This is a genomic window from Brevibacterium sp. 1718 (assembly GCF_051131255.1).
GTDB classification, from domain to species: domain Bacteria; phylum Actinomycetota; class Actinomycetes; order Actinomycetales; family Brevibacteriaceae; genus Brevibacterium; species Brevibacterium sediminis.
The window spans coordinates 4187597-4201366 of the sequence record NZ_CP186550.1 but is presented as its reverse complement, the minus strand read 5'-3'; the positions used below and the strand labels follow the sequence as shown (position 1 = coordinate 4201366).

Sequence of the window (13770 nt, the reverse complement as noted above, 5' to 3'; positions counted from 1 at the left end):
CCTCGAGTCATGCCCTCGAAGTCCAGCACCCGGATCGCCGAGCCTCTGCTCGGCGGTCCGGTCGGCATTCACCTCGGTGCTGCCGGTCGCCGGTTCCGCAGCGCGCAGGCCTCTGCGCTGGCTGCGGTCCTCGGCGTCACCACCTTCCTCGCTCTGGCTCTGCAGGGCCCGTGTCTGAGCTCGGGATACGAACAGCCGTCCGCCTCGGCGAGGATGTGCGCAGGGCCGCTGTCCACGGCCTTTATCGGTGACACCAACCCCGACGTGCTCGGGCGCGCGCACGGCGGAGCGGCGGCCCTGGCCCCGCTGGAAGCTCGCCTGGTCGACCTGTTCCAGCTGTTCACGAACGACGTCTCCCTCTTCATGGTCGTCGTGCTCCTGCTCAACACGGCAGGCATCGCGGCACTCGGCGCCGGACTCCTCGTCCTCGCCCGCTTCCGGGGGTGGCTGGTCGCGGTCTACGTCTCCCCGCTCATCCTCTTCACCCTCGGGTCCACTCTCGACCCGATTGCCCTCGCGCTGGCGGTGTGGGCGATGGTCATCTTCTTCGGAAGCCCACCGCTGCGCCCGCGCGGGTGGTTGGCCGGAGTGCTGTTGGGCATCGCGACGTTCATCAATCCGCTCGCCCTCCTCGTGCTCCTCGCCATGACTGTGACCGGGCCGAACCCGGCACGGGGACTGAAGCCGCGCAATCCGCGGATGATGCTCGCCGCGGCCACGGTCACCTCGGCGGTGCTGCTCGTCGTCGATCTCAGCGCGATCGACCGGATCATCCACTGGTACTCCGATGCCGTCGACGGCGGATCCTTCGCCTCGATCCTGCTCATGGCCGAACTCGGCGACGTGTCCGTCTGGGCCCCGCTGTGGATCATCGTCAGCGCCGGAGTGGTCCTCGCCGTCACCGTCTCCCTCTACATGGTCCGCCGCACGGGTCTCGACCCGGCCGTAGCCGCATGCCTGCTCATCGGCGGCTGCCTGCTGCTTGCGCCGGGACTCATGCCCTGGGACAGCCTGTGGCTGCTGCCCTTCATCGCCCTGTCCGTCCGCCGCTGGTGGGTGCTCATCGTCTGGACCCTCGCCGAGGCGGTCTTCGCCGTCGCCGTCCAACTCGGCGATGTGTCGGGGTTCGAAGTCGATGAGGGACTCGACTCCACCTTCGTCGCCCTGTTCACCCTGCTGCGGCTGCTCGCTCTCGTCCTCGTCGTGATCATGGCCGGTGAGAACCTCTACCGGCGAGGTATCCGCGGTCGCATGGCTGCGTCGGCGCCGCCTCGGCGAGAAGAGATCGACGATCCTGGCGACGCACTGGAACATCGGGCTGCCGGACGTAAGGAAGAGCACGAATCCGGACATGACAGTCAGCGCACCGGTCGATTAGACTAGTGAGGTCTGTTCCCATTTCGTGACGATCACGAGACGGGGAGCGGGCGTGCATATACCCTCCTGCCATGGACCGACCATGGCCGCAAAGACCAGAGGAGGTGGGTGACATATGCGTAAGTACGAGCTCATGCTCATTCTTGATAACGACCTCGAAGAGCGGACGCTGGCTGACACCGTGAACAACCTGATCAAGGTTGTCCCGGCTGAGAACGGCACCGTCGACAACGTGGATATCTGGGGACGTCGTCGCTTCGCGTACGAGATCCAGAAGAAGTCCGAAGGCTACTACGTCGTGGTTGATTTCCACGCCGAGCCTGCAACGACCAAGGAACTCGATCGTCAGCTCGGACTCAACGAGTCCGTTCTGCGTACGAAGATCCTCCGCCCGGACGCCAAGTAAGGCATCTTAAGCTACCTCGCTTCTAGGAGATTCAATGGCAGGCGAAACAGTCATCACGGTCGTCGGGAACCTCACCAGCGATCCCGAACTGCGCTTCACACCGAACGGTGCGGCAGTCGCTAACTTCACCGTGGCCTCGACGCCGCGTATCTTCGACCGTCAGGCCAACGAGTTCAAGGACGGAGAGACTCTCTTCCTCCGCTGCTCGGTGTGGCGTGAAATGGGAGAGAACGTCGCCGAATCTCTGCAGCGCGGTACTCGGGTCATCGTTCAGGGCCGACTGAAGTCCCGGTCCTTCGAAACCAAGGAAGGCGAGAAGCGCACGGTCATGGAGCTGGATGTCGACGAAGTCGGCCCCAGCCTGCGACGCGCCACCGCCCAGGTCTCGAAGAACAGCCCCAGCGGCGGAGGAAACTTCGGCGGTGGCGGCGGCAACTTCGGTGGCGGCAGCCAGGGCGGAGGCGGCCAGCAGGGCGGCTTCGGCAACCAGCAGTCCTCCGGCTGGGGCAACAATCCTCAGCAGGGCGGCCAGCAGGGCGGTCAGCGCCAGGGCTACAGCCAGGGCGGCAACAACGCACCCGCCAATGACCCGTGGGCATCATCGAACCCGCAGAGCGGCAACGGCGGCTGGGGCAACCCCGGCGCCGATGAACCCCCGTTCTGATCCACGTCTTCACGACATTTCGAGACATTCGTTAACAGGAGATACTCATGGCAAAGCCAGAGATCCGGAAGCCTATCAAGAAGAAGGCTAATCCGCTCAAGAAGGGCGAAGCGGCGAACATCCACTACAAGGACACCGCTACGCTCCGTAAGTTCATTTCCGACCGCGGCAAGATCCGTGCACGTCGCGTCACCGGTGTGACCGTGCAGGAACAGCGCGTCATCGCAAAGGCCGTCAAGAACGCCCGCGAGATGGCACTTCTGCCCTACTCGAGCTCAGCTCGCTGATCGGAGGGAAAGAATAATGCCTAACCGCAAAGTGATTCTGAACCAGGAAGTCGACGGCCTCGGTGCCGCCGGCGACGTCGTCGAGGTTCGTGCCGGATACGCACGCAACCTGCTTCTGCCTCGTGGCTGGGCTTCGGCCTGGTCCGCCGGCGCTGAGAAGCACATCGAGTCTCTGCGCAAGGCCCGTCAGGCCAAGCAGATCGCTGATCACGACGAAGCCATCAAGGTCAAGGGCGAACTCGAGTCGACCACGGCTCGCATCGACATGAAGGCCGGCAAGAACGGTCGCCTCTTCGGCGCCGTCACCCCCGCCCTCGTGGCCGAGGCCCTGCAGACCGCGACCGGACGCGAGTTCGATCGCCGTCAGGTCGCCCTGACCGGTCACGTCAAGACCCCCGGCAGCTACAACGCTGTTGTGCGCGTCGGCGACGAGATCACCGCGAAGATCAAGTTCGAGGTCATCGGCAAGGCCTGATCAAGGCCTTGTCCGGGCGTCCCAGTCCGGATGATTCGGACGTGGTGAGGGCCTGAACGGCCCCACCGCACCACCGCCGAGGCGGCACCTGGGTTCAGGTGCCGCCTCGGCGTTATTCATGGGGTTGGCTGGGCGTTGCGGCGGGGTTGGGCGCCGCAGTGGGTGTCAAATGACGCAGGCGGCGTGCATCCGCACGGAAGCGGGCGAGGTGCCACGTCGCGGCAGTGGTGTGCGTTGGGCCGGCGGGATGGGCCGGTGCGATGGGCGCCTCTGTGTGGAGACATCCCTACGCGTTCGTGGCTTCACGGCTCGTTGCTCCCAAAACGTCGCGGGAGTCGCACACCCTCTCGTTGCACTGGTTCGGTGTGGCACTCACGGTGAAGGATGCTGCGGGGTGCGACGGCGGGATGCTGCGATGCGGTCCGGACGCTGCGGGACGATGGGAAGGTATGGGTCAGGTGAAGAGCTTCTGGCCGATCATCGTGTCGCCGGTGCCGATGCCGGGCGGGATGGCGAACAGCGCCGAGGCCTGATGCTGCAGGTACTCGGTGAGCAGGTCCTTCTGTGCCATGGTCTTGAGGATCGGATAGAAGTTCGTCCGCGGGTCCCGCACATAGGCGATGAAGAACAGCCCCGCATCGAGGCGGCCGAGCGAATCATTGCCATCGGTGAAGTTGTATCCTCGACGCAGCATCTTCGCCCCCTTGTGGTGTTCGGGAGCGACAATGGCGATGTGCGACCGCGCATCGATCGCCGGTGCGCCCTCCGCGTTCTTCGCAGAGAAGTCGATGGTGGTGAACTCTTCATCCGCGGTGGGTTCTGCCACGGACTGCGGGGCGCCATAGCGTTTGTCGCGGCCGATGATGTCTTCCTGTTCAGCCAAGGACACTCGGTCCCAGATCTCCAAGTACATGTGGATCTTGCGAGCCATGAAGTAGGTGCCACCGGCCAGCCAGCCATCGGAAGCCGGATCATCACCAGACTGTACCCACAGGTGCTTGTCGAGTTCGCCGTCGGCGTCCTCGCTCTTGATGTTGTTCGTCCCGTCCTTGAACCCGAACAGGTTGCGCGGCGTCTCCTGCTCAGTCGACGTCGAAGAGGTGCGGCCGTAGCCGATCTGCCCCCACTTGAGCTTCGCAGTGCCGAAAGCGATGCGAGTGAGGTTGCGGATCGCATGGACGGCGACCTGCGGATCGTTCGCGCAGGCCTGGACGAGCAGATCCCCATTGCTTTCAGAGGCATGGATGGCTTCATTCGCGAACTTCGGCACACCGTCCTTGAGCACCTGCGGCATCTTGCCCTTCAGGCCGAAACGATCCTTGCCCGACTCATCGACGAACAAGGTGGCACCGAAGCCGAAGGTGATCGTCAGCCCGCTGGCCGGATAGCCCCACACCTCACCGGAATCCTTCGGCGGCAGTTCGGTATTCGCGTCCGGAGCGCCACCAACCAGGTCACCGGCACTCATCTGTTCCGCCGCCACCGTCCAATCCTCGAGGAGGCTGATGAGCGCTTGACGGTCCGAGGTCGTGACATCGAAGGCCACCGTGTACATATTGTCCTGAGCGGGAGTGAGGATGCCCTGCTGCTTCTCAGCCCGGAAGGGATAGCTTAGATGGACGGCGGACTGCTTCTTCTCCTGCGTTCCGCGCACGGCATAACCGACCGCACCGCCCCCGACACCAGCGATGCCGAGAGCACCTGCGGCCCCACCGAGGGCAAAGAGCCGACGCCTCGGAATCCCGCGCACCTTGCCTTCGGTGGAACCCGCCTCGATGGGTTCGTCATTGCTCATGCTCGTACTCCGACAGACTTCAGCGCAGGATCGTGCCGCTGACCTGCGACAGGGGTTCGCTCAGGGCATTGACTGCGTCTGAGAGTTCCTGCTGGGCTTTGGTGTAGTCGGTGTCCTTCGGAGCTTCGCCGGCGTCCTTTTGCACTGCCGCGACCTTCGAATAGTCCTTGTAGAGGATATTGCCCTCATCGTCCTTGCCGGTCTGGTACTTCTTGAGCACCGTCTTCACACCGTCGAGGTTCGTTGTGATCTTCTTCGCGAGCTCGGGATCCTGGGCTTCGACGAGCTTTTCGACATTGCCGTAGGCCACCTCGGCGCCTTCGATATTCGCGTGGAAGTCAAAGAGGTCGGTGTGTGAGAAGGTCTCCTCTTCGCCGCCGATCTTCGACAGTGCGACCTCTTCGAGCAGCGCGGATGCACCCGTGGCGACATCGGAGAGTTTGAGTTCGAACGTACCGCTGGCGCCGTCGACCTTGCCGTAGACGAGGTCGTAGAGGGTCTTCGTGTCCTCGTTGAGTTTGTCTGCGACCTTTTTCCGTTCGGCCCCGGACTCGAACTTATAGCCTTCGGACTTGTCCGTGAACAGATCGGCTTCGATCCGGTGCCAACCGGTCCAGTCGGCCAACACCTCGGGGTCGTTGGGCTTCTTCCCGGCATCAGCCGAGAGGTCCTGGACTCGGGCGTCGAGCGCACCGTCGAGGTCTCCGGCCTTTTTGATGCCGAAGGACTCGGCGGTCGGTTCGATGCGTTCATAGTGCTGACGCGCCAACGGATAGAGGGCCTTCGCCTTCTCGGTATCACCCGAGGTGTAAGCATCGCTGAAGTCCTTCGTGGCATCGACGAGCTGACCGACCTGGTCCTTGACGTAGCCGGTGTAGTTCGTGATCGCCTTGTCCTCGGCGGCTTGGGTGTCGCTGTCGACGGAGACGTCTTCGCCCTTCGTTACGGCGAACTTCGCCAGTCCCACGAAATCGCCGACCATATTCGGCTTGCATGCCGTGTAGTACGTGCCTTCTTCGAGTGCTGTGGTCACCGTAGTCGTCGTGCCCGGGCCGATGTTCTCCTTCTCGGATTCGATCTGGAGTTTGTTCTCGGCGAGGATCTCGAACTCGTTCGGCTTCGTGCCGTTGTTCGTCACGGAGAAGCTCACCTTGCCCGAAGGCAGTGTGGCGGGGCTGACCTCACAGGTGTCATCGGTGATGGTCACCGTGACAGTGTCGCCGGAGGCAGAGGCATCGTCCTTCTTGTTCTGCGGATTGTCGGTGCAGGCTGCCAGCGACAGGGCGAGCAGAGTGACCGTGGGCAGAGCGATGAGAGCGGAATGGCGATTCATGGATGTCCTTGCAGATGAGACTGGTGAATGAGGATGGTGCTCTGGTGCGGCCGGGCCGCACCAGGGGCGGTGTGGCAGATCAGGGATGGGGCGTGGTCGCCGATGATCTCGCCTCGACCGCCGCCGAGGTGGGGCCCGCCTCGGCGAGGGTGTGCCCTTCCGTCGGGGCGGGGGTCGTCCCGCCCTTCTTGCGTGGCGACTTCCCGTGGACCTGGCGGAAGAAGATGATGGCCACGGGAACGATGTAGATGATCCAGCCGATGGTCTGGAGCACCGTGGGTTGGACGTTGACCTGGAAGATCGCCTGTCCGAGGACGTAGAGCCAGTAGATCGGCGACGTGGGTTCCGGCAGCAGGTGGCTGAAGTCCCACGCATGGTTCATGATGCCGGGCAGGACTCCGGCTTCCTGCAGATCGCTGATGCCGTAGGCGAAGATTCCGGCGGCGACGAGGATGAGGAAGTAACCGGTGACGGAGAAGAACAGCTTCATGTTGATCTTGCGCGAACCGCGGTAGATGAGCCAGCCGAGGATGAGCGAGAGCAGCAGCCCGGTGACGACGCCGGCGGTGGTGGCGATGACGTTGTTCTCCACCGAGGAGCGGACCGTGGCCCAGATGAACAGCGCGGATTCCGCGCCTTCCCTGCCGACGGCGAGCACGGCGAGCCAGACCAGACCCCAGCCGGACGAGCGCTTGTCCAACGAGGCGGCCATCGACGATTCGAGTTCACCTTTGAGTGCGCGTGCGTGCTTGCCCATCCAGAAGATCATTCCGGTCACCAGGGCAACGGTGATGATGGAGAGCACGCCGCCGATGATCTCCTGCGCCTGATAGGTCAGGGTCTTCGGCCCCCAGGTCAGCAGGGCGCCGATGCCGAAGGGGATGAGTGCGGCGAGACCGACGCCGAGCCAGAGTTTGGGCAAGACGTCTCGTCGACCGGTCTTGACCAGGTAGCCCACGAGGATGCCGATGACCAAGGTGGCCTCGAGACCTTCGCGCAAGGCGATGAGGAGGTTCGCGACGAACATCTGACTCGCTCTCGTCAGTTCGTCGAGGCGGGTGTTCGGGCCGTCTCGAAAGGGGATGAACGAATTTAGCCTAACCTAAGGTCGGCTGATTCAGTGTACATCCAGTTTCGTGGTGCTGCGGACGCGAGAAATCACGCGAATTTCAGCGGCGGCAGGGGTGATTGTCGGATTCGACAGGTGGATCGGAATCAGGATCAGAGGTCGAGAGGATCCTCGGCGGGGTAGGTGAGGTTCCCATCGTCGCCAAGTCGTGCACCCTCGCTGAGCTTCGCCGCATCGACATGTCCCGCGCCGAGGATGTGTGAGACCGCGAGGCCGCGGGCAAGCAGCTGGTCGGCGATGATCCTGCGGTGGCAGCGCCACCACACCGCCTCTGAGCACATGAGGACGCAGCGTTGGGTCGTCGACCATTCGATGAGGATGTCGAGGTCGGTGTGGAACTCTTCGGAGAGGCAGTGGTCGGCGTAGTTGTGGAAGCTGCGGTTCTGCCACCAGGCATTCGTCTCAAACGGCACGGTACGGCTGACGGGGCGGCGTCCGGTCAGTCCCTCGAGACGGCGCAGTTCGATCCCCGCCTCGGCGAGGTCGGTCTCAAGGGTATCGGCGTTGAACCAGGGGTACTTGTTCGAACCGGGCAGTTTCCGGACGTCGAAGACCGCCTCGGTGCCGGTATCGGTGAGCAGTTCGATGAGTTCGTTCAGCTCTCGGTTCGAATGCCCGACCGTGAGGACGGCCGGCAGGTCGGACTTGGCGGTACCGGCAGGACCGGTGGCCGCCTCGGTGGAAGCGACGCGACCGGTCCAGCTGGCGTTCATATCCGGTCGATCAACCCTCGGAGAGGTCGGCGATGAGGGCGTCGATGAAGGATTCGCAGGCGGCGATCTGGTCGAGTTCGATGAACTCGTCGGGTGCGTGAGCCTGGGCGATGTCTCCGGGACCGCAGACGACGGTCGGGATGCCGGCTTCGGAGAACAGCCCCGCCTCGGTGCCGTACGTGACCTTGTCATCGGTGGCGATGGCGCCCCAGTTCGCGGCGAGCGAGACGATGTCCGCATCGGCCGGAGTCTCGCAGCCGGGAGCTTCGGCTTCGATCGTGAAGTCGACACCGGCGGTCTCGTTCTCGGCCGCCATGGCTCGACCGAGGCGTTCGGCTTCGGCGCGGAAGCGTTCGATAAGGGCCTCGCGGTCCACGGAACCGAGCGATCGGAACTCGAACTGGACGGTCGCCTCGGCGGGGATGGTGTTGACGGCGATGCCGCCGGTGAACGTGTTCGCCGTGACCGAGGTGAAGGGCACGACATAGGCCTCGTCGAAGGGCCCTTCGGTGCGGAATTCGGCTGCGACGGCGTGGACGAAGGCGACGAATTCGGAGGCATAGGCGATGGCATTGACGCCTTCGGGGGTGAGCGAGGAGTGGGCGGCGACGCCATGGAAGTCGACGCGGAAGACGTTCATCGATTTGTGGCCGCGGATGGCGCGCATGCTCGAGGGTTCGCCGACGATGCAGCCGCGGGGCGCCAGGCCCTCCTCTGTGATGGCTTCGACGAGGGAGATGGCGCCCACGCAGCCGATCTCTTCGTCATAGGAGAATGCGAGGTGGATGGGTTCGCTGAGTTTCGCGGACTTGAGCGCTTCGAGGCGCGAGAGGATGACGCCGATGAAGGACTTCATGTCGGCACTGCCGCGGGCAAAGTACTTTCCGTCGCGGATCTCGGGAGTGAATGGGTCGGAGGACCAGTCCTGGCCGTCGACGGGGACGACGTCGGTATGTCCGGACAGGACGATGCCTCCGCTGGTCGTGCCGTCGGCTGCGGGGATGGTTGCGAGCAGGTTCGCCTTCGTGCCCTCCGGGTTCGGGATCCGGCGTGATTCGATGCCGGCGGCCTGGAGGCGGGCTTCGACGTGGTCGATGAGCGGGAGGTTCGTGTCCCGGCTCGTCGTGTCGAAGGTGATGAGATTCGTGATCTCGGTGATGGTGGCCTCGGCGGGTGTCGATGGCACGACTGCTCCTGACTCTCGGATGCGGGTGGTCTCGGTTCGGTCAGATCGCTGCGTCTGCGGGAGGGCCGCGGCCCCGGGCAGGACAGCGGTGACCAGACGACTTCACTCTACGGGGCGGACGCGTGCCGTGTGGGACCGGCCCAGTGGGTGGGCACTGCTCAGCATTGAGCGCGCAGCTTTTGAACCATGAGGGCCCCATATTCAGGCCCCAGCGAGGACGAGAAGTGCCTCGTTCCGCGCTTCGAGACCGTCGTCGGGGATTTCGGCGGACATCTCTTCGCGCATGACCGCTCTCTTCACCGGATCCATCGTCAGCTGAGCCGAATAGGTGAAGACCATCGACAGCCAATGGTGTTTCGAATAGTGAAGGTCCTCGACGAAAGTGGTCTCATTCGGGGTGAAACCGGCGTCCTGCAGTTTTGTGAGCGCCGGATGTTCGACGGGTTCGAGCTCCCGCGCGGACTCAGCTGTACTGCTGCCCGCCCTCGCCTCTTGGCTCGCTTCGGTGCCCCGGCTCGCTCTCGAACCGAGACTCGCGGTCCTGCCGTCGGCATGAAAGCGAGCGATGACCGCATCGAGCCGGGTCTTCAGCTCACTGATGGGTTCGATATCGTTCCAGGCCAGAGCCAGGATTCCACCGGGGCGGAGCACCGTGCGAATCGTCGGCAGAGCCACCGCCGGGTCGACCCAGTGGAAGGACTGACCGAAGCTGACGAGGTCGAAGGTCCGGCCCTGTGGGTCCCAGTTCTCGAACGCCGAGACTTCCACATCGAGGCCTTTGGCTTGAGCGATTGCGGCCATCTCGTCATCCGGTTCGACAGCCAGTATCTCAGCGCCTGCTGACCTGAGCTGGGACGCGAGAATGCCGGTACCGGAACCGACGTCGAGGATGCGCGGAGCACCCGAGGTTCGATCGCCGGTGGACGGCAGTGAGGCATCCGTGCGAGAGCCGGTGCCGACTGCGGCTGCTTGCATGATCGCTGTGACGAGGGCGGACGGGTACTTCGGTCGGAATTCATCGTAGTCCCGGGCGACCTCGCCGAAGGATTCTGCACGTTCACGATTCTCGAAGTACTCCATCCACGTAGCCTAACGTTCCACGGTCGGGCAGGGCCGCCTCGGCGACTGTCACGAAGGCGCATCTCTCATGAGTCGTGGCGTCTCCACCCGGTGCACCGGGGAGATATGGGATCGGCGAGGTGGATAGCAGGGAGCGCGGGGAAGTAGGAGCAACGGTGAGGGATGCTCGCGGGAAATGGGGCGGCCCGAGCGGCGGGGCTCTCCGCGGAATTCCCAGGTGCGAACCCGCCTGCGGATGCGTGTGGAGGGGCAGGGTTTCGCTAAAGTCGTGGAGCAGGGGGTAACGATGTCGATCGAGAAGACACCATCCGTACCGCGCTTCGGCGCCGGCAGCGGAAACGGCGGGCCGGCCGAGCTCACGCCGGAGGATCAAGAGCGCGCTCGCGGGCTGAAGAAGATGCGCACGCTCGCGCTCTCGCTGCTCATCCTCGCCACGCTCATCTTCCTCTCCACCCACCTCTTCACCGACAACACCGGCGTCTGGGGGTTCGTCTCCCGCGCCTCGGAGGCCGCGATGATCGGCGCCATCGCCGACTGGTTCGCTGTCACCGCGCTGTTCCGCCACCCTCTCGGGCTGCCGATTCCGCACACCGCGATCATCCCGCGCAAGAAGGACACCCTCGGTGCGAGTCTGTCGGCCTTCGTCGCCGCGAACTTCCTCCACGCCGAGGCGGTGTCGACGAAGATCCGATCCGCCGAGATTTCCCATCGTGCCGGGAAATGGCTGGCCAAGCCCGCCAACCGAGACATCGTCGTCGACCGTGCTGCAGGAGGACTCGAATATGTGCTCGCGCGTATCGATGACGACTCCATCAAGGCGCTGACCAGGAACGTCATCATTCCACGGCTCGTGGCCACCCGAAAGACACCGGTGCTCGCTCAGCTGCTGCGTCAGATCGTGCTCGACGGTGCTCACCACAGACTCGTCGACCTCATCGTCGCGGAGGCCTACAGCTGGCTGGGTGACAATCCGCAGGTCATCGATGAGATCGTCCACAACCGGGCACCGTCCTGGGTCCCCGATTTCGTCAACGAACAGCTGGCCAACCGCCTGCAGCGCGAAGTGCTCGGCTGGGTCGCAGACGTCCGCGACAATGAATACCACAGGGCCCGACAGGCGCTGGATGCGTGGCTCGTCGACCTCTCCGACGACCTCGAATCAGACTCATCCCTGTCCCAGCGGGCCGAAGAGATCTTCAACGACCTGCTCAGTCAGGACGGCGTCGTCGACTCCGTCCTCGAGATCTGGGGTTCGCTCAAACAGCTGCTGCGCGAGGCCATCATCGACGAAGGCGGCGAAGTCCGCGCCCGCATCTGGCAGCTCATCGGCGAATTCGCCGACCGGCTGCAGGCGGACTCGGAATTCTCCCGCCGCATCGACGACCGGATCGCCACCACCGCCGGTGATCTGGCCGAAAGCTTCGGCCCCGAGATCGCCAGCGTCATCTCCGACACCATCGAGCGCTGGGATGCGAAGGAAGCCGCCGAGCGCATCGAGCTCTACGTCGGCCGCGACCTCCAGTACATCCGCATCAACGGCACTGTCATCGGTGCGCTGGTCGGTCTCGTGATCCACACCGTCATCGTGCTCCTGCCGGGATGAGCCTCACGCTGAGCCGATGAGGTCGGCCGCGTTCTCGTTCCCGCCGAGTGAGAGTCGAGACTGCGAGATCAGGCGGACTCAGTCTCCACGGGTTGTGAACACAGTGCCGGGATCAGTGTGGCGATCTGCTTCCTGATCCATTCGACCGCTCCTGCACGACCGGCGATGTGGTCGCGGAGCGCACTTTCGAAGATGCCGTCGAACATCGTGTAGGCCGCACGCGACTCGACCAGCGGTCGATTCCCAGCAAGGTCGGCATACTGGCTGACCACGCGCCAGATCATATCCTCGAGCCCACGGTCGATGTCGTAGACGTCCTCGCGAAGCACTTCCTGGAACATGCTCTGAGAGCGCAGGTCGTACCACAGGCGATGCATCGACGACTCCTCCGTCAGCGTCTGCACGAGCTTGTCCGCGAAGCCGGTGAGCAGATTCTCGGCGGTAGTCGACTCCTCGACGACCGAGTCGTAGCGGTGCATGCACTGGGTCTTGTAGTGCTTGACGCAGAAGACGATGAGTTCTGTCTTGTCACGGAAGTAGTAGTGGACGACCCCGTGACTGAACTCCGAATTGGCCGCGATCTCACGCAGGCTCGTTCGGGCATAGCCGAGCTCGCCGAGCGTCTGCAACGCGGATTCCGCGAGCTTGATCCGACGCTCGTCGTAGCTGCCCGTGCCCCGTCTGCTGCGGGCGGGCTTCTGCTGAGACTCGGTACTGGCCACATTTCGATGCTAGCTTCTCCGTCTGGTCTGGGCAATCGGTCTGGACAATTGGTCTTGACAGGTGTCAAGAATGAATGTGACGCTGAACACCCAGCATGGAAACGACGGCAAAGGAGCCGCAATGTCTATCTATGATCTGACCGGACGTCGAGCATTGGTAACAGGTGGGGCGCAGGGACTCGGAGAGTCCTACGCCCGTGCACTGTCCGCCTCGGGGGCTAAGGTCGCGATTGCTGACCTGCAGGAACGCGGCGCAGAGGTGGCTGCCGACCTCGGTGCCGGTCATCATTTCGCCAAGCTCGACGTCACCGACGACGCATCCTGGCAGACGGCGATCGAATCGACCGTCGGCGCACTGGGCGGTCTGGACATCATCGTCAACAACGCCGGAGTCGAGATCACCAGTCTGATCACCGATATCGACCCGACCGATGCGAGGACGATGCTCGATGTCAATGTTCTCGGTACGGTGCTCGGTCTCAAGCACGGATTGCGTGCGATGCGCCCTGGAGGTCCCGCCGAAGGCGGTGGAACGATCATCAACGTCGCTTCGGTGGCCGCCACGATCGCTTTTCCTGGCATCTCTGTGTACTCGGCAACGAAGTCGGCGATCGACCGGCTCACGCGGGTCGCAGCGATGGAGAGCGGAAAGCTCGGCTACGGGGTTCGTGTGAACTGCATCTTCCCCGGTCTTGTTCCCAACCAGATGGGTGCGGGGCTGGCCAACGATGTCTCCGAACTCGGTCTTTTCGAGAACCCCGAGGCGGCCGTCGCGGCAGTCATCGACCTCACCCCGTCGGGTCGCCTCGCCGAGGAGAAAGACATCACCGATGCCCTGCTCTTCCTCGCCTCGGACCAGTCTCGATTCGTCAACGGCGCCGCACTCCAGGTCGACGGCGGCATGGGCATGTGAAGTCTGCCGAGGCGAGACCCGGTGACCGTCCCGCCACCCCGAATACCCGAACACTCGAAACAACGAAGAACTGCGAAAAAGGAGACA

14 protein-coding genes are annotated in these 13770 nt (G+C 63.7%); 7 read left to right on the top strand and 7 right to left on the bottom strand.

Annotated features, from left to right (window positions below; all coding sequences use genetic code 11):
- Positions 1 to 9: 9 nt before the first annotated feature.
- From ACOZ9V_RS18855 to rplI, 5 genes are all read left to right on the top strand, one after another.
- On the top strand, positions 10 to 1383 hold the full coding sequence (locus ACOZ9V_RS18855) for a hypothetical protein (RefSeq protein ID WP_181272186.1): 1374 nt from the start codon (positions 10 to 12) through the stop codon (positions 1381 to 1383).
- 109 nt (positions 1384 to 1492) lie between these two features.
- Positions 1493 to 1783, top strand: a complete 291-nt coding sequence (gene rpsF / locus ACOZ9V_RS18850; protein ID WP_025779601.1) for a 30S ribosomal protein S6 — start codon at positions 1493 to 1495, stop codon at positions 1781 to 1783.
- Between the two features lie 34 nt (positions 1784 to 1817).
- Positions 1818 to 2447, top strand: coding sequence for a single-stranded DNA-binding protein (locus tag ACOZ9V_RS18845; protein WP_172173179.1), 630 nt, complete (start codon positions 1818 to 1820; stop codon positions 2445 to 2447).
- A gap of 47 nt (positions 2448 to 2494) precedes the next feature.
- Positions 2495 to 2734 (top strand): 30S ribosomal protein S18, encoded by a 240-nt coding sequence (rpsR, locus tag ACOZ9V_RS18840; protein WP_025779604.1) that lies wholly within the window; start codon positions 2495 to 2497, stop codon positions 2732 to 2734.
- 31 nt (positions 2735 to 2765) lie between these two features.
- Positions 2766 to 3209: a 50S ribosomal protein L9 gene (gene rplI, locus ACOZ9V_RS18835; protein WP_244195274.1), complete on the top strand. Its 444-nt coding sequence runs from the start codon at positions 2766 to 2768 to the stop codon at positions 3207 to 3209.
- A gap of 454 nt (positions 3210 to 3663) precedes the next feature.
- Here the strand turns inward: rplI and ACOZ9V_RS18830 are convergent, their stop codons facing one another.
- The 6 genes from ACOZ9V_RS18830 to ACOZ9V_RS18805 form a co-directional block, all read right to left on the bottom strand.
- A complete protein-coding gene (locus ACOZ9V_RS18830) occupies positions 3664 to 5004 on the bottom strand; it encodes a Dyp-type peroxidase (RefSeq protein WP_181272187.1) in 1341 nt (446 codons plus the stop codon).
- A 19-nt stretch (positions 5005 to 5023) separates the two neighbouring features.
- Entirely contained in the window at positions 5024 to 6337 is a 1314-nt protein-coding gene (efeO, locus tag ACOZ9V_RS18825; protein WP_181272188.1) for an iron uptake system protein EfeO, read from the bottom strand.
- A gap of 79 nt (positions 6338 to 6416) precedes the next feature.
- Positions 6417 to 7364 (bottom strand): iron uptake transporter permease EfeU, encoded by a 948-nt coding sequence (gene efeU, locus ACOZ9V_RS18820; protein WP_181272189.1) that lies wholly within the window; start codon positions 7362 to 7364, stop codon positions 6417 to 6419.
- Between the two features lie 194 nt (positions 7365 to 7558).
- Positions 7559 to 8179 carry a DUF488 domain-containing protein gene (locus tag ACOZ9V_RS18815; protein ID WP_181272190.1) on the bottom strand — a complete coding sequence of 207 codons (621 nt, stop codon included), beginning with the start codon at positions 8177 to 8179 and terminating at the stop codon, positions 7559 to 7561.
- Between the two features lie 10 nt (positions 8180 to 8189).
- Entirely contained in the window at positions 8190 to 9365 is a 1176-nt protein-coding gene (gene argE / locus ACOZ9V_RS18810) for an acetylornithine deacetylase (protein WP_229664220.1), read from the bottom strand.
- A gap of 201 nt (positions 9366 to 9566) precedes the next feature.
- Positions 9567 to 10445, bottom strand: a complete 879-nt coding sequence (locus ACOZ9V_RS18805) for a class I SAM-dependent methyltransferase (protein WP_434592547.1) — start codon at positions 10443 to 10445, stop codon at positions 9567 to 9569.
- Positions 10446 to 10731: 286 nt separating this feature from the next.
- Between ACOZ9V_RS18805 and ACOZ9V_RS18800 the strand changes: the two genes are divergently transcribed.
- On the top strand, positions 10732 to 12048 hold the full coding sequence (locus tag ACOZ9V_RS18800) for a DUF445 domain-containing protein (RefSeq protein ID WP_181272192.1): 1317 nt from the start codon (positions 10732 to 10734) through the stop codon (positions 12046 to 12048).
- 68 nt (positions 12049 to 12116) lie between these two features.
- Here ACOZ9V_RS18800 and ACOZ9V_RS18795 read toward each other — a convergent pair whose 3' ends face one another.
- Positions 12117 to 12770: a TetR/AcrR family transcriptional regulator gene (locus tag ACOZ9V_RS18795; protein ID WP_181272193.1), complete on the bottom strand. Its 654-nt coding sequence runs from the start codon at positions 12768 to 12770 to the stop codon at positions 12117 to 12119.
- A gap of 121 nt (positions 12771 to 12891) precedes the next feature.
- Here ACOZ9V_RS18795 and ACOZ9V_RS18790 point away from each other — a divergent pair, with 121 nt between their 5' ends.
- Positions 12892 to 13683: an SDR family NAD(P)-dependent oxidoreductase gene (locus ACOZ9V_RS18790; protein WP_181272194.1), complete on the top strand. Its 792-nt coding sequence runs from the start codon at positions 12892 to 12894 to the stop codon at positions 13681 to 13683.
- The last annotated feature ends 87 nt before the right edge of the window (positions 13684 to 13770 follow it).